Source organism: Nostoc sp. NZL, from assembly GCF_015714705.1.
GTDB classification, from domain to species: Bacteria; Cyanobacteriota; Cyanobacteriia; order Cyanobacteriales; family Nostocaceae; genus Nostoc; species Nostoc foliaceum_A.
Map to the genome: position 1 here is coordinate 36,222 of NZ_WBKL01000116.1, position 14,972 is coordinate 51,193.

Sequence of the window (14,972 nt, forward strand, 5' to 3'; positions counted from 1 at the left end):
GTATCTAGGCAGATTTAATTAAGTACCGCAGTCTGTTATGCTTTCTAGCTACATTTGCCGTTGCTAAATTGAGTTAGGTAAGGTTGAGAATCAAGCGTTAAAAATTAGTAGCTTCATAATTAAACTCACAAAATCAAAGTGACCCCATAACAAAAACGTTGTTACAGGGAAAAACACTTCTGTTATGCAACTATGGGTTCTTTGGTTTGTTGCTTACCCTTTTTTCCTTGAGACTCTAGCTCTTGTATGTGGAGCTTCAAGGAGTCTCTTTCAGCAACTAAAGAGTCTCTCTCAGTCATTAACCCATCAACATCAATATCTACTTGCAATTCAGATGTAGATTTCTCCTGTAGTTGAGTTTGAAGCCTAGTAACAGCCTCATTAGCTTCTTTAAGTTGATTTTTGGCGGTGGAAAGTTGAGATTCTAGCACTTGCTTCTGACCCGCCTCAGCTTGTAGTTTTTGAATCTGACTATGTAAGCTTAAAACTTCACGATCGCGGGCATCTAGCTGACTAGTCAGATTAGAGATTTTACCTTGGCGTTCCTGTTCGCCATCTCGCAATTCCTCTAATTTTTCTAGCTCCTTGCTCAGTTCATTGTTTTTAAGAACCAAATCGTTGTTCTGATTTTGTAAGGATTCTAGCTGGGTGCGAAAAGTCTCGGAATTAGCTAATTCTTGTTTATTAATGTTCAAATAAGCTTCACGCAACTCAGACCGTTGCCGTTCAGTTTCAGATTTATAAAATTCAAGTTCCATCTGAAGCTGAGGAAAATCTTTGAGTTGAGTCTTTAATAAATCGTTTTCAGTAACTAGAGTTTGGATGCGATCGCCGCTTACACTCGTATCAGCTTTCTGGTAAGCCAATCTATACCCGGCGATCGCCATCTGTCGCTGTGTTTGCAAGTATTCTTCTGGAATATCAGACTCATCTAGCAAACCATCGTCAGAAGTTTCCAGAATTGCTGTAATTAGGTCTTTTTCGCCTTTGCCAGACTTTAACGCCGCGAGGTTATCCGCTCTCCACTCCTTAAGTAGCTGGCAGATAGTCTCGGCACTTCCACCAATCCCGTAAATGAATTTCAAGGCAGATTGAACACTGCGAACCACAATACCGATTCTGTTCTTTTGCAAAACATTACAAGCAACATCAACCATTTCTCGCGTAATTGCATTGTGTCGCTGAGTTTTGTCTATATCAAAGCCTGTTAGGTCTAAAGCTGTGAATGTTGTTGGTAACTTTCCCATAATGTGTAAGCTCAACCTTACAAATATATATGACTATTATGTAAGGTTAAAGTTACAATGTCAATCAAGTAGGATCTTAGTAGACATCACTATAAAAAGGCGTTGGAAATGAAAGTTGCGCTCGCACTTACACAAAATTCATTTCAGAATGTAAATTATGTATCTATTTTATAGCATTGTGTACTTAGGATTCTCGAACACCATTAGTTAATAAGTCCTGATTATGGGGGAAAGCCATGGCCAATTCAGTGAGTGTACAACCCAATATTTCAATAACTACAAGTGTTTCAGCAGGACTTAAGTTTGGCATAGCGCGTCCGTTAATCCAGGCACTAACGGCTTGGCGTGACAACTTTCTGCCGGAAATTTCTTTCCAAGCAGATTCAACTTTTTCAGCAAATTGCTCCTGAGTTAACCCTCTACGTTCCAATAGCGACATAAATTTATATCTCTTCATGCTCTTACACTTGGCAGTGTAAGGTCAGCCTGCTATATTTTAGCAAGGTTAACCTTACATAAATGCTCCAGACTTAATGCAGGATGCCACTATCAAATCATGCGTAACAGAAAGCAACGTTTAACCTCCAAAAGAATCTCAAATTAAATAAGAATTTCAGTTTCAGTATTTCTAGCCAAATATTTTTGTCTAAATTTATCAACCCTGTAAAGGGCAATGAAGGATATCACTTGGATGTAAAAAAGTCTACATCCGAAGTGTAATTTTTTCGTTTACTTAAAAATTCTTTGAAGCAATTTTCAAGGAATTTGTAGTTGAAGAGGCACACATGACACTGCCAAATACCAACCAGCATTACCGTTTATCGCTGGGTAAAGCCATTCAGGACTATAAAGACGGCATTATCACGGCAACTGGACTTGTTTACTACACGGTGGGAATTTACCGAGCGCCAGGTCAAAAACTGAGAGTCAAACATATCGAAGCTTTCTGTGCTGAACTGAGCATTGGGGTCAGCACCTTCTACAAAGCCATCAGCAAGCTGAAGCTCAAGGGGCGGCTGAATTGGGAGGCGATCGCTGGGCTTGACCTGTGGATTCCTGAATCAAATGTAGTCGAAATCCAGTCAGGCATTGAAGTTTCTCCAAACGTAGAAAGCAATTCTCTAAATGTAGAAAGCGATTCTCCAAACATAGAAAGTGATTCTCCAAACATAGAAACCAATTCTCCAAACGTAGAATTTAACCAGCCGAAATCTTTATCCAGCAATAGTTCCAGCTTCTCTTCAGATATTTATCAAATATTTATCAACTCTCTCTCAGATGGTGAGAGAGAGAGTTTTTTGAATTTTGGGCTAGAGAAAGCCCAAAAACTACCCAAAGCCCCAGAGCTACCTGAAGCATGGGTAAAACGGCACTGGGAGGAAATTCGTGGGGAATGGGAGAAAAACTTGAGGAAGCAGGGGAAGACCTCGCAAGCAGAAAATCGAAGATGGGAAGATGACCCCAGAACACAGGAGTGGGTGAACCAAATAATCGAAAGCGGGTTTTTGGCATTTATCTACGAAAGCGGCGACCAGAACCCAGAACGCCAAGAGTTTTTCGATTGGGCTAGATGTAGCGGCGTGTTGGACAAAGCGGAGGTAACATGAGCGATCCGCTTCCACAGCTACCTCCTAGCCGAGTTAACCGAGCAAGAAGTGGTGATGGTGTTGATAAAGAAATCTGGAAACCAAGTTGGAACTGTTTTTGTTGTCAAGATACGGGGAGAATTCATCCACACTTAGTTCGCTTGGTAATTCCAGAGTACGACTGCGATCGCGATCGCATCCCTGTCTGCCAAAGACTTAAATGCTATGAGGGGTCTAAATGGATGCACCTCAAAGACAACTTAGATATGAGATTAACGGCTGCTATCTGTGGTGAATTGGATAGAATCAGCCGCGAAGATTGGAACAACACAGTAAAGCAAAAATTTTTAAACATTCAGGAACTAGCCAAAAAAATGGCAATGCCTAATCAAATTTATAAGCGGACGGAGAACGATGAGCGTGAAGTGCAACTGAGAAAAGAACAGGTGCAATTTGAATTAGATAATTTTGAAGCAAAAGAAGAAGAGATTTTTCAAGAAGATATCTAAATTTGAGAGTTTCAAAGATGGATAATGATAACAAAGAAGCTTGTGAGCCACAGGCAAAAACAGAAATTTCCAATCAACTAGAAAAAAGATTTCCGCTTGGTTATTGGGTGAGAACGGAAGGTTGTTTGGCGCAAATTGTTGGTTATTGGGGATGTGAACACCAGTATTTACAACTTGATGGCAGAGACAAAAGCATTTTGTTTGGTTCTTACAGAATAACTAGATGCTACCTTCTAAGCCGCACAGAAATGCTTCAACTTGGATTATCAATTGCTTTACCAAAGGAGGAATAGCGTGGCTGAAACTTTTCCCCAACTCTTGAATAGGCTGGCGATCGCTCACTTAGAGCGCAAAACTGCTCAATACATCCGACAGCTAGAAACTGTTGCTGAACTTGCAAAACATTCTGTGGAATTTGACGAAAACTTTATAGGCAGAAATGAACTTGTAGAAGCACTAGTCGAATTGGCAGAAATAAAAGAGGCAGCGTGAAAACAGACAATCACTATATTGATGAAGAAGCACTTTGGCGGAAACGAGAACAACTAAGAACTGAGTGCCATCAACTGATAGAAAAAATTTTTAGACATCGCTATGGAATTAAATTGCTTTTATGTGCAGTAGCAACACTCTCGACAATCGCTGATTACAAAGCAAATCGTGTTAGTCGGTTTAAAACGACAAATGACAAACAAGAAGCGAAAAGCAAGAAATCGGAATAGAGAATGAGGAATATGAATTTACAGCTAGAGCTAGTTTGCTACCTGAGACGCGATCGCTTCGATGCAAGAATCGGGCCTGTGTCACTGCATAGATAGGACTTATGCAAAAACTCTCTGAAATTCTTTTTTCACCGTGTCCTCTGTGTTCTCTGCGGTTTTATTTTATGCTACCTGTGCGTAAGTGGATAGTCCAAACTAACCCCCAACTCCCCAATCTCTAATACCCAATCCCTGATATCCGTTCAGGTCAATTGAAAATTAGTTGTTATAGTGCATGGATGAAAAAGCACAAAAGACTTATTAATTCGTTTAATTACTGAATTTTAGGATGCTGCACTATTGTAATAGTTGAGAAATGGCGATGGCCCACACATCAAATTTTCAGCCTGACCTCAACTACCTGACCATCTTGGACAACCACAGCTTCTATCAATTCCCGGTAAACCCTTTTTTTGTCGTCATTGCTGGCATTCATCCAAAGTTCGGCATCAGAAAATGCCCACAGTAACAATTCATGAGAAGCAGTGTTAATTTCCTGTGATTTGGATAACGAATAACGTAGTTGCGTTATTTGGCTTTCGATTTGGGCGATTGCTGTTTTGATTGCATCATTGGGAGCGATCGCGTTTACCTCCTGAAGTTGAAAAAGTTGGCTCCGTAGTTTTTGGATCTCCGGGGATTCGGGTTCTATGGCGGGTTTAGTTACAGTTTGAGCAATAGCGGCGATTTGGGCTGCTTTCTTGGTAAGTGAATCAACTACAGCAGCTTCGATAATCTCCATCCTGATAACTTTCTTGTTATTACAGCTTCTCAGCCGCCAGTTTTTGCATTGAAAATAGTAGTTCATGTCTGGCGGAATGCCCAATTTTTTAGCTTTGTGATAGTTGTTTGCTCCACTAAGCGAATAGCAAGAAGCTCGGCACTCAGCACAAAAAACAAGGCCAGAACAGGGATATTTAAGGGCAGTACTACCATATCCCTTAAATTGCTGATTATGAGCAAGAATAGATTCTATTTCTCTAGATTCATCATCCGAGATTAGTTGGTGATCGGGATGAGTATCGTAATGGATTTGTGAGCGATCGCTATCCCTTCTTAAGTAAGGCAGATGCCCGCGTAGTACCGGATTCAAAAGCCAGTTTCTCAAACCACCTGGGCTAAATTTAAAAACACCTTGAGCCACACGACCACCCTTTTTCTTCTCACCAGCTTTGTTATTGTGGGCAAAAGTCTGAATTCCATAGCGTTCATTGATTTCTCTCAGTGCCAGCCGCAGGGTTTTTCTAGAGAACAAAGCATCAATGATTTCACGAGCAATTTCAGCCTTTGATATTTCTCGGCGTTCATTAATCAGGCACAGAAACGGCGAATAATCTAGCTGATGCTGGTCATTTATTTTTGTGTAACCAAAGGGTGGATTCATCGCCACCTTGCGATCGCGGAGATGCTGCCAGCCATGCTGAACCCGTTCAGAAAGTCGGTCAACTTCCATTTCAGCCAGCGCCCCCAGCATATTCAGGTGAAATTTACCCGCCGCAGTCTTCAAATCAATGCTGTCATCAAGCGCTCGTAGATTACAGTCGTGTTTTTGCAGGTCATCAATAGTACTTCTAAGAGTTGGAAGCGATCGCGTCAGTCGGTCAAGACGAGTAACAACAATTTCCTTGACCTGACCACGCTTCACTAAATCCATCAATTTATTAAATGATTTTCGGTCATTCCTGCTTCCTGATTCTATGTCAATCAATAATTCTTCAGCCCCAGCAGCCTTGAGGCGATCGCATTGCATTTCTAGAGCATGGGAGTTTTCTGCTTGTTCTCTGCTCGATACTCTCGCATAACCAATGATTTTCATGAAAAGACTGTAGATTGTGAGTCAATTTTAAACTTAAAAACGTAACTTATTTCTGGACGAATTAACTGAGTTTAAACGTGATGTGCTGGAATTTCTGCGCCAACCTCTAGAAGATGGCTATGTAACAATTTCCCGTACCAAACTATCAGTAATGTTTCCCGCACAGTTTACTTTGGTAGCGAGTACCAATCCCTGTCCTTGCGGTTATTATGGCGATACCATCCAACAATGTACTTGTTCTCCTCGTCAACGCGAGCAATATTGGGCAAAACTTTCTGGGCCGTTGATGGATCGAATTGATTTACAAGTTGCGGTGAATCGCTTGAAACCAGAGGAGATTACCCAACAACCTACGGGAGAAACATCAACATCTGTACGGGAACGAGTGCAACAAGCAAGCGATCGCGCAATTACCCGCTTCCAAGGAGAAGCAAATCTGCGTTGCAATGCCCACATGCAAAGTCGTCATCTTCAAAAATGGTGCAAGCTAGATGATGCTAGCCGCAGTTTATTAGAGGTAGCAATTAGAAAATTAGGTTTATCGGCAAGAGCAAGCGATCGCATTCTCAAAGTAGGACGAACTATTGCAGATTTAGCAGGAGAGGATGAGCTACAAACCAATCATGTGGCAGAAGCGATTCAGTATCGCACGATTGATAGAATGCAGTAAAACTATGAAATTACTCCTCAAGAATGCTTAAAAAAGTCCCTTGGGAGGATGTCGCTACTCAGTAAATCAGTATCCAATATATCAGGAAGGAAACCATATCCTCTTAGAAGGAGACTGATTGGATGAATGTGCAGGCGATTTGGAAGTTGTTACAAGAGACATTCAAAGAATGGAGTCAGGATAAAGCCTCACGGTTAGCGGCGGCGCTAGCTTATTACACGATTTTTTCCATTGCACCGTTGTTAATTATTGTAATTGCGATCGCAGGAGCAGTATTTGGAGAAGAGGCGGCAAGAGGGCAAATCGTTGGGCAAATTCAAGGTTTAGTCGGCCCAGATGGCGCAGAATTTATCCAAACAGCCATTCAGAATGCCAACAAACCACAAACAGGAGCGATTGCTTCGATCATTAGTGTTGTAGTTTTGTTATTGGGTGCTACTGGTTTATTTACTGAGTTGCAAGATTCTCTCAACACGATTTGGGAAGTAAAACCAAAGCCCGGACGCGGCGTAACTAACATTATTCGCCTACGTGTTTTGTCCTTTGCAATGGTGATAGGTATTGGCTTTTTACTTTTAGTTTCTCTGGTAATTAGTACGGCATTAACAGCATTAGTAACATACTTTAGTAACTTGCTGCCAGGTGTCGATTTCCTCTGGCAGATTCTCAATTTCATCCTCTCTTTTGCCATTACTACGTTCCTATTCGGACTCATTTTTAAAGTCCTACCAGATGTCAAAATTGGTTGGAGTGATGTTTTAATTGGAGCTATGCTCACTTCCTTTTTGTTTTCTATCGGTAGATTTTTGCTAGGACAATATTTAGGTAATGGCAGTTTTGGTTCAGCCTATGGTGCCGCTGGTTCACTGGTAGTAATCTTGGCTTGGGTTAACTATGCCGCGCAGATTCTTTTCTTCGGTGCGGAGTTTACCCAAGTTTATGCCAGAAGGTACGGTAGCGGCATAACCCCATCTAAACATGCCATACCTTTATCTGATAATACAGAATATAATGGCAAGGCTCCAACAAGACAAGCATCGACTAATAAAAAGCCCCCTTCTAATTTTATTAATCGTTTATTCCAGTCTTTTAAGAAGCCCAAGCGTTTAAAACAGAGAAGAAAAAATCAGCGATTTTAATTCCCGATTGTTAGGAATTTAGGTTTGTAAATCTGATAGATGTTGAATTATTTAACCTCTAATAAAAGTTAGTCTTATGAAATAAGACCACAGATAAATAACCTGATACTGGATTTTTTCCAGAAGTCTATTGAGAAAGGAAGAAAATCAGTGCTAATGGAAAAATGGTTTTTTATCGATTGGCAGGCAATCTTTATTCCTAGCATCAGCATCTTTGAGTTAATTATCCGTGGTTCGCTGGTATACTTGGCGCTGTTCTCAGTGCTACGTTTTCTTCCTAGCCGACAACTAGGAACACTAGGAATCACTGATTTACTCGTAGTTGTGCTATTTGCTGAAGCTGCCCAAAATGCTATGGCAAGTAATTATACATCGATTACTGAAGGCGCTATCTTGGTAGGAACTGTAATTTTTTGGAGCTATTTGCTGAACTGGTTAGGGTACAAAATACCCCAGTTCCAACGTTTTCTGAATCAGCCACCACTGCTACTAGTAAAGAATGGTCGGATGATTGAGCGTCATTTACAACGAGAGTTAATCACAGACGATGAGTTGATGAGCAAGTTACGCCAGCAAGGTGTGGAATTTTTAGCAGATGTGAAGTTTGCATATATGGAGGCTGATGGCAGGATTAGTATCATCACCTTTGACTCCAAAACTAGTACCGCCCCTGAGCAAAAAGCAGCACTAAAAAGCGATCTACATTGATTAAACTGTAAAATATGACGGTTGTATTCTGTGCCGAACTGTGATTGAGCGTTATACTTTGCCCGAAATGGCTAATCTGTGGAGTGAAGCCTATAAACTAAAAACTTGGCTGCAAGTCGAAATTGCTGTTTGCGAGGCTCAAGCTGAACTGGGTTACATTCCATCTCAGGCAGTTGAGGAAATTAAAGCCAAGGCAGATTTTGACCCAAAGCGGGTGTTGGAAATTGAGGCTGTAGTCCGCCACGATGTCATCGCGTTCTTGACAAATGTCAATGAATATGTTGGTGATGCAGGACGCTACATTCACCTGGGTTTAACTAGTTCGGATGTTTTGGATACAGCTTTAGCGCTGCAATTGGTTGCCAGTCTGGATATACTGTTGCAACGTTTGGAAGACTTGATTGAGGTAATCCGCGAAAAAGCACGGGAACATCGCCATACAGTGATGGCTGGCCGATCGCATGGTATTCATGCTGAACCGATCACTTTTGGTTTCAAGCTAGCTGGCTGGTTGGCTGAAGTGTTGCGACATCAAGAACGCCTGAGAATTCTCCGCCAAACGATCGCTGTGGGTAAGATTTCTGGGGCGGTAGGAACATACGCGAACGTTGAACCCCGTGTAGAAGCGATCGCTTGCGAAAAACTCGGACTCAAACCCGATACGGCCTCAACACAAGTTATTTCCCGCGATCGCCACGCCGACTATGTGCAACAATTAGCTTTGGTAGCAGCATCCATCGAACGTTTTGCTGTAGAAATTCGCAATCTGCAAAAAACAGACGTTCTGGAAGTTGAAGAATTCTTCTCCAAAGGTCAAAAAGGTTCCTCGGCCATGCCACACAAGCGCAATCCCATCCGTTCGGAACGGCTGACGGGAATGGCGCGACTCGTCAGAAGCCATGCAGGTGCAGCTTTGGAAAACATTGCTCTCTGGCATGAGAGGGATATTTCTCATAGTTCTGTAGAACGGGTGATTTTGCCAGATGCTTGTACTTTGACGCACTTTATGTTGTCAGAAATAACCGACTTGGTGAAAAACCTGTTGGTTTATCCTGAAAACATGGAACGAAATCTCAACTGCTACGGCGGCGTTGTGTTCAGCCAAAAAGTCCTACTTGCCTTGATAGACAAGGGAAGCAGCCGAGAGGAAGCTTATGCGATCGTTCAAGAAAGCGCTCACGCCGCTTGGAACAAGCCCGAAGGTAATTTCCAGGATTTGATTAGCAAAGATCCTCGTGTTACCGAAAAGTTGTCCCCAGCAGAACTAAAGGTCTGTTTCGACCCCCAGCAGCATCTAACGCATTTAGAAGAGGTTTATCAACGGTTGGGAATTTAGGATTAATTTGCTTGTAGTGAGCGTTTATACGCTCACTACCAACTTATTACTCAAAAAATACACAAAACTTCTTAAAAAACGTGAGTTCGGCAAAGCTTTTAGAGGTCTTTTTATGAAACTGATTAGACGGATACTATATAACCCGTTGAACTCACGTTAAAAAAGAATATAAAAATACCAACAACATTTAGTATTGCATTGCTGAAGACAGTCAGTTTAGTGCTGGAATTTTTGCAAGCACTGGGTAGTATAAATAACAGATATTTACTTCTTTATTAGTGCTTCGAGTGCCTTAATGATTGAAATCCTAGCCACACTTTCTGCCTCTGCGGCAGCAGGAATGAGAATAGGTACACCTCTGCTAATTATTGGATTGTTGCAGGGTAATAACTTGTGGTCACAAGTCCCGATTTTATCTCACATTTCTTCACCAATCTTATTAGGCTGCCTCAGCTGTTGGTCTTTAGTTGAATTATTTGCCTCAAAAAAGCTTTGGGGGCAAAGATTGCTACAAATGGTTCAGTTATTCATGTCTCCCCTCGTGGGGGCAATTATGGGGTTAGCAGTAGCTACCGCAACAGCAGCACCACACTGGCTGATTGCATCTATTGGGGGTTTGTTAGCTTTGGTACTCCAGCTAGTTCAAGTTGGTTGGTTTTATCGGTTACGTGGCTTACCCTTATGGGCAGTCTTTCTTCAAGATACCTTATGCATTGCTTTAGTACTTTTTGCCTTTGATGCTCCCTGGCAAGGAGGTTTAATTGCTTTAATACTGCTCTGGTTTGCAGTTCGTAGCGCGAAGCAGTGGTATGACTGGTATTGGCAGAAAAATTAGGAGTTAAAAGTGAGAAGTTATGAATCAAGATAGGAGTTAAGAGTTAGCGAGAAAAATTTAAAACTTCAAACTCCTAATATCATTTCATTTTAATAATGATACAAATACGTTGTTAGTAGGAAACATTGCTGTACCCCTACTAGAAATCTATATGTATCAAAGTTTGTATGAAATGGTAGAACTCCTAACTCCTAACACCTTTCATTTACTGCAAAAGCCCAATCATATGCAAAAAGCCGTGACCGGTAATCAGCTCGATGATTAAGGCGATGAAACCCAGCATGGCAATCCGACCATTCCATACTTCAGCACTAGTTGTCAGCCCCCATTCCCAACGCTCTTGGGGGTACATTTTCACCCTTTTTTTCATTTGGGCAGCTTGCGAAAGCTTGAAACTGGGGTTTTTCAGTGCATCAATCACCAAGTCTGCAAGTGCATTAATAAATACCGGATGGGTATTGGGAGCAGGAACGCGACGGAAGTTATGAATTCCTGCTTCTTCTGCTACTTCCCGATACTCAATATCAATTTCTTGCAGTGTCTCAATATGTTCTGAGACAAAACTGATAGGCACGACAACCAAATCTTTCACACCTTGTGCCCCTAGTTCTTTGAGGGCATCTTCAGTATAAGGTTGAAGCCATTCTACTGGGCCAACGCGACTTTGGTAAGCTAAGGTGTGGGCATTAGGTCGATTGAGGGTCTGCATAATCAAGGCAGTACATTCTTCAATTTCTTGCTGGTAAGGGTCGCCAGCCTCTTCAACGTAGCTTTTAGGAACGCCGTGAGCACTAAAGAATACATGAACTTCGTCTGGGTTAGGAAACTGCTCAAGTTCTTGGGCTATGAGTGCCGCCATTGCTTGGAGGTAGCCCGGTTCTTTGTACCAAGAAGGAATGACGGTGTAATCAATGGGTTGAAGCTTTGGATCTTCTTGCCAAAGCTTTTCTAACAGCCGGAAGCTGGAACCACTGGTACTGATAGAAAACTGGGGATATAGTGGTAATATCACCAGGTGTTCTATGTTATCTTGGGTGATTTGTGCGATCGCCTCTTCTGTATAGGGATGCCAATAACGCATTCCCACGTATATATCGGCTTCTTGCCCTAAATAACCCAACTGTTCTTTTAAAGCTTCCCCTTGCGCTTCTGTGATCCGCCGCAGTGGGGAACCGCCACCGATTTGCTTATAATTCTCTTGAGATGTTCTGGTTCGCCGCGTGGCAATAAACCAGGCTAGGGGCTTTTGCAACCAGCGAAATGGTAGGCGAATAATTTCCGGATCGGAAAATAGGTTGTACAAAAACGGCCCGACATCCTCTAGCTTATCGGGGCCACCGAGATTGAGTAATAAGACGCCTACACGACCCATAGCAGTTACTTTCCCCCAATCTTTTCAGGTTTTTTACTAATGTTAACAATATATCTTTATTAAATAATAAAGCTTAATAGCAAGGAAATATATAATGGCAACAATTTTAAGGGATTGGAGTTACCGCTATCAGTGGTTATATGATGGTATTTCCCGTTTAGCAGCCTTAAGTGTAGGTGGTGAAGCCCGTTTTCGGCAACTTGCTTTGCAAGGCTTAACAATTCACTCAGATACTCAGGTCTTAGATTTATGTTGCGGCAGTGGTCAAACGACGCAGCTTTTGGTAAAAATTTCACAAAATGTAACAGGATTGGATGCCTCACCTAAGTCTTTGCTAAGGGCACGGCAAAATGTACCATTAGCTTCCTATGTCGAAGCTTTTGCTGAGGAAATGCCATTTGCAGATAATCTATTTGATGTGGTGCATACCAGCGTTGCATTACACGAGATGCAGCCTCAGCAATTACGAAAAATTATTAATGAAGTTTATCGGGTGCTGAAGCCAGGAGGGGTGTTTACGCTGGTGGATTTTCATGCTCCTACGAATCCGATATTTTGGCCTGGGGTATCACTGTTTTTGCTGTTGTTTGAAACAGAGACAGCTTGGGAATTGTTGAAAACTGATTTGGTTGGATTATTGGCTGAGATTGGGTTTGAAGTGAGTGAGCCAACTTTATATGCTGGTGGTAGTTTGCAAGTGATACAGTCAATAAAGTAAAGGATAGGCTTTAGTTATATCTTGCACCTACCAACATTCGGCCAAGAAATTTATTTCTTGGCTAATAGCGTAAGTCCACTGAAGTGTACTACAACCTTTAATCAGTATGGTTTCAATCCCTAATAGGGATTTTGATGAATTGCAATGCCATTACCCGATCCTCTTGTACATAAACGAGTTTGGTTTCAATCCCTAATAGGGATTTTGATGAATTGCAATTTTGTATTCAGCAAAGGCGATCGCTTTTCCAGAAGTGTTTCAATCCCTAATAGGGATTTTGATGAATTGCAATACCAGTGCATCCAGGTTGTACGGTTGAAATTCCACGTTTCAATCCCTAATAGGGATTTTGATGAATTGCAATATAATTTCCATTTTCACAAGTATCAGAATAGGTAGCGTTTCAATCCCTAATAGGGATTTTGATGAATTGCAATTAAGAAAAGTTAGCAACAAAAAAGAAAATCAAAGTTTCAATCCCTAATAGGGATTTTGATGAATTGCAATTGTCTAAGGAACAGCAGATCAAAGCCTATATTTTGTTTCAATCCCTAATAGGGATTTTGATGAATTGCAATTTGGTCATTGTTCATTTTAGGTTAGGAAAAATTTTGTTTCAATCCCTAATAGGGATTTTGATGAATTGCAATTTGCGATCGCTCAACTAAATGATTGCATTCAAATGAGTGGTTTCAATCCCTAATAGGGATTTTGATGAATTGCAATTTGCTTTAAAATCCGCAGAAGCAACGCCCGTACTGTTTCAATCCCTAATAGGGATTTTGATGAATTGCAATAAGTCTACTGGAAAATCCAAGGATTTAGAATTGCCGTTTCAATCCCTAATAGGGATTTTGATGAATTGCAATGTGCGATCGCAGCGAAGGCTGATGAACCTGTAGAAGTTTCAATCCCTAATAGGGATTTTGATGAATTGCAATAGCGGGAGCCAAAGGTCAAGCTATATTTAGTTTTCAAGGTGCGGTTGCGCGATTCAAGAGCAATCATAGCATTAGAGAATTGGATTGGAAAGAGTGTCGGGAAAGGTTGAAGGCTAAAACCTACTGATTGTAAGCATTTCAGAGATTGCTCGAATGAAAATTGGGCATTAGTGGGGTGAAATGCTTGCTGGGGTTGAGATAGAAGCACTTTTTTTCGGCTTTGGAATTTGTACACCTACCCTACCGCGCATTTGACCATACTGTAAGGGAACTTAGCACAGAAAATTGTTTAGTCCCGTGGCTTTTCTTTGCTAATACGTCTGACTTTTCGCTGACAACAGCCACACAGCAAGAACGCTTGGATGGTAAACGAAGCTAATATTACGGTAAACTAATTCATAAATTGTAGTATTTGTTGTCGTAGTACTGTACGTATAACAAAGAATAAATAAAGATTTTCGCCAATTCAAGGTAGAGATGATGAAAGAAATAACACGCCGCAAATTTATCGCAACTGCCACTTTGGCGACAGGTTTTGCCTTGGCTGTGCAACCCATTTCTGCCCAAGTCATCAGCACCGAGGCTAAGGGTTTAGTAGCTGGTGCAGTGAAAATTCCTGTCAAAGATGGGGAAATTCCTGCCTATAGAGCAGTACCTGCAACTGGTGAAAATTTCCCAATTGTTCTGGTACTCCAGGAAATATTTGGTGTACATGAGCATATTCAGGATGTCACCCGTCGCTTTGCTCAATTGGGGTATTTGGCGATCGCACCGGAATTATTTGTGCGTCAAGGTGATGTCTCGAAATTAAGCAGTATAGACGAAATTCGCCCAATTGTCGCTAAAGTACCAGATGCCCAAGTTTTATCCGATCTTGATGCAACTGTAAATTGGGCTGTGAAATCAGCTAAGGGTAATGCCGATAAATTGGCGGTTACAGGCTTCTGCTGGGGCGGTCGCATAACGTGGCTATACGCAGCACATAATCCTAAGGTGAAGGCTGGTGTGGCGTGGTACGGGCGACTCGTGGGCGATGCTACCGAACTTCAACCCCAGTATCCCGTCGATATTGCATCAAAACTGACAGTCCCCGTTCTCGGACTCTATGGGGGGAAAGATACGGGTATTCCCCTCGATACAGTAGAGCAGATGCGCGATCGCTTAAAGTCCAGTAGCAGCAAATCTGAAATCATCGTCTACCCCGATGCACCCCACGCATTTTTTGCTGATTATCGCCCTTCCTACCGCGAGAAAGAAGCTAAGGACGGTTGGAAACGTCTTTTGGCTTGGTTTAAGGAAAATGGCGTGTAAAAAAGAGGAAAAGGGGCAGGGGG

Annotated in this window: 15 protein-coding genes, 1 pseudogene and 1 CRISPR repeat array; of the genes and pseudogenes, 12 read left to right on the forward strand and 4 right to left on the reverse strand. The window is 41.8% G+C overall.

Annotation, left to right across the window (positions count from 1 at the left end; genetic code table 11):
* Positions 1–182 precede the first annotated feature (182 nt).
* Both F8R90_RS16050 and F8R90_RS16055 read right to left on the reverse strand, forming a co-directional pair.
* Positions 183–1,247 carry a hypothetical protein gene (locus F8R90_RS16050; protein WP_196511571.1) on the reverse strand — a complete coding sequence of 355 codons (1,065 nt, stop codon included), beginning with the start codon at positions 1,245–1,247 and terminating at the stop codon, positions 183–185.
* Between the two features lie 184 nt (positions 1,248–1,431).
* Positions 1,432–1,686, reverse strand: coding sequence for a helix-turn-helix domain-containing protein (locus tag F8R90_RS16055; protein ID WP_230966352.1), 255 nt, complete (start codon positions 1,684–1,686; stop codon positions 1,432–1,434).
* A 346-nt stretch (positions 1,687–2,032) separates the two neighbouring features.
* On the opposite strand from F8R90_RS16055, the gene F8R90_RS16060 reads away from it, so the two are divergent.
* From F8R90_RS16060 to F8R90_RS16080, 5 genes are read left to right on the forward strand one after another with little or no spacing between them, the layout of a single operon-like run.
* On the forward strand, positions 2,033–2,854 hold the full coding sequence (locus F8R90_RS16060) for a hypothetical protein (RefSeq protein WP_196511573.1): 822 nt from the start codon (positions 2,033–2,035) through the stop codon (positions 2,852–2,854).
* Positions 2,851–3,342 (forward strand): hypothetical protein, encoded by a 492-nt coding sequence (locus F8R90_RS16065; protein ID WP_196511574.1) that lies wholly within the window; start codon positions 2,851–2,853, stop codon positions 3,340–3,342. The genes F8R90_RS16060 and F8R90_RS16065 overlap by 4 nt, the downstream gene beginning before the upstream one ends.
* 17 nt (positions 3,343–3,359) lie before the next feature.
* Positions 3,360–3,635: a hypothetical protein gene (locus tag F8R90_RS16070; protein ID WP_196511575.1), complete on the forward strand. Its 276-nt coding sequence runs from the start codon at positions 3,360–3,362 to the stop codon at positions 3,633–3,635.
* 1 nt (position 3,636) lies between these two features.
* The gene (locus F8R90_RS16075; RefSeq protein WP_196511576.1) at positions 3,637–3,834 is read left to right on the forward strand and encodes a hypothetical protein; all 198 of its coding nucleotides are present in this window, start codon (positions 3,637–3,639) and stop codon (positions 3,832–3,834) included.
* Positions 3,831–4,064: a hypothetical protein gene (locus tag F8R90_RS16080; protein ID WP_196511577.1), complete on the forward strand. Its 234-nt coding sequence runs from the start codon at positions 3,831–3,833 to the stop codon at positions 4,062–4,064. Before F8R90_RS16075 ends, F8R90_RS16080 begins: the two co-directional genes overlap by 4 nt.
* Positions 4,065–4,437: 373 nt before the next feature.
* Here F8R90_RS16080 and xisF read toward each other — a convergent pair whose 3' ends face one another.
* Positions 4,438–5,919 carry a fdxN element excision recombinase XisF gene (gene xisF, locus F8R90_RS16085; RefSeq protein WP_196511578.1) on the reverse strand — a complete coding sequence of 494 codons (1,482 nt, stop codon included), beginning with the start codon at positions 5,917–5,919 and terminating at the stop codon, positions 4,438–4,440.
* A gap of 46 nt (positions 5,920–5,965) precedes the next feature.
* Between xisF and F8R90_RS16090 the strand changes: the two are divergent.
* The 5 genes and pseudogenes from F8R90_RS16090 to F8R90_RS16110 all read left to right on the forward strand — a co-directional run.
* Positions 5,966–6,589: pseudogene (locus F8R90_RS16090) on the forward strand (ATP-binding protein); the annotation flags it as partial.
* Between the two features lie 122 nt (positions 6,590–6,711).
* The gene (locus tag F8R90_RS16095) at positions 6,712–7,728 is read left to right on the forward strand and encodes a YihY/virulence factor BrkB family protein (RefSeq protein ID WP_196511579.1); all 1,017 of its coding nucleotides are present in this window, start codon (positions 6,712–6,714) and stop codon (positions 7,726–7,728) included.
* 156 nt (positions 7,729–7,884) lie between these two features.
* Positions 7,885–8,436: a DUF421 domain-containing protein gene (locus F8R90_RS16100; protein ID WP_196511580.1), complete on the forward strand. Its 552-nt coding sequence runs from the start codon at positions 7,885–7,887 to the stop codon at positions 8,434–8,436.
* Between the two features lie 40 nt (positions 8,437–8,476).
* Complete coding sequence (gene purB / locus F8R90_RS16105; RefSeq protein ID WP_196511581.1) at positions 8,477–9,772, forward strand: adenylosuccinate lyase; 1,296 nt, start codon at positions 8,477–8,479, stop codon at positions 9,770–9,772.
* Between the two features lie 295 nt (positions 9,773–10,067).
* Positions 10,068–10,607: a DUF4126 domain-containing protein gene (locus F8R90_RS16110; protein ID WP_190890493.1), complete on the forward strand. Its 540-nt coding sequence runs from the start codon at positions 10,068–10,070 to the stop codon at positions 10,605–10,607.
* Positions 10,608–10,812: 205 nt separating this feature from the next.
* Here F8R90_RS16110 and hemH read toward each other — a convergent pair whose 3' ends face one another.
* Complete coding sequence (gene hemH / locus F8R90_RS16115; RefSeq protein ID WP_190890490.1) at positions 10,813–11,979, reverse strand: ferrochelatase; 1,167 nt, start codon at positions 11,977–11,979, stop codon at positions 10,813–10,815.
* 94 nt (positions 11,980–12,073) lie between these two features.
* Here hemH and F8R90_RS16120 point away from each other — a divergent pair, with 94 nt between their 5' ends.
* Positions 12,074–12,697, forward strand: a complete 624-nt coding sequence (locus tag F8R90_RS16120; RefSeq protein WP_196511582.1) for a class I SAM-dependent methyltransferase — start codon at positions 12,074–12,076, stop codon at positions 12,695–12,697.
* A gap of 109 nt (positions 12,698–12,806) precedes the next feature.
* Positions 12,807–13,638: direct repeats of the CRISPR family, unit length 37 nt; unit sequence GTTTCAATCCCTAATAGGGATTTTGATGAATTGCAAT.
* A 480-nt stretch (positions 13,639–14,118) separates the two neighbouring features.
* The gene (locus tag F8R90_RS16125; protein WP_196511586.1) at positions 14,119–14,949 is read left to right on the forward strand and encodes a dienelactone hydrolase family protein; all 831 of its coding nucleotides are present in this window, start codon (positions 14,119–14,121) and stop codon (positions 14,947–14,949) included.
* Positions 14,950–14,972 lie beyond the last annotated feature (23 nt).

Coding starts and splice junctions, on each gene's coding strand:
- F8R90_RS16050 (WP_196511571.1), bottom strand. CDS start 1,247: ATGGGAAAGTTACCAACAACATTCACAGCTTTAGACCTAACAGGCTTT.
- F8R90_RS16055 (WP_230966352.1), bottom strand. CDS start 1,686: ATGTCGCTATTGGAACGTAGAGGGTTAACTCAGGAGCAATTTGCTGAA.
- F8R90_RS16060 (WP_196511573.1), top strand. CDS start 2,033: ATGACACTGCCAAATACCAACCAGCATTACCGTTTATCGCTGGGTAAA.
- F8R90_RS16065 (WP_196511574.1), top strand. CDS start 2,851: ATGAGCGATCCGCTTCCACAGCTACCTCCTAGCCGAGTTAACCGAGCA.
- F8R90_RS16070 (WP_196511575.1), top strand. CDS start 3,360: ATGGATAATGATAACAAAGAAGCTTGTGAGCCACAGGCAAAAACAGAA.
- xisF (WP_196511578.1), bottom strand. CDS start 5,919: ATGAAAATCATTGGTTATGCGAGAGTATCGAGCAGAGAACAAGCAGAA.
- F8R90_RS16095 (WP_196511579.1), top strand. CDS start 6,712: ATGAATGTGCAGGCGATTTGGAAGTTGTTACAAGAGACATTCAAAGAA.
- F8R90_RS16100 (WP_196511580.1), top strand. CDS start 7,885: ATGGAAAAATGGTTTTTTATCGATTGGCAGGCAATCTTTATTCCTAGC.
- F8R90_RS16110 (WP_190890493.1), top strand. CDS start 10,068: ATGATTGAAATCCTAGCCACACTTTCTGCCTCTGCGGCAGCAGGAATG.
- hemH (WP_190890490.1), bottom strand. CDS start 11,979: ATGGGTCGTGTAGGCGTCTTATTACTCAATCTCGGTGGCCCCGATAAG.
- F8R90_RS16120 (WP_196511582.1), top strand. CDS start 12,074: ATGGCAACAATTTTAAGGGATTGGAGTTACCGCTATCAGTGGTTATAT.
- F8R90_RS16125 (WP_196511586.1), top strand. CDS start 14,119: ATGAAAGAAATAACACGCCGCAAATTTATCGCAACTGCCACTTTGGCG.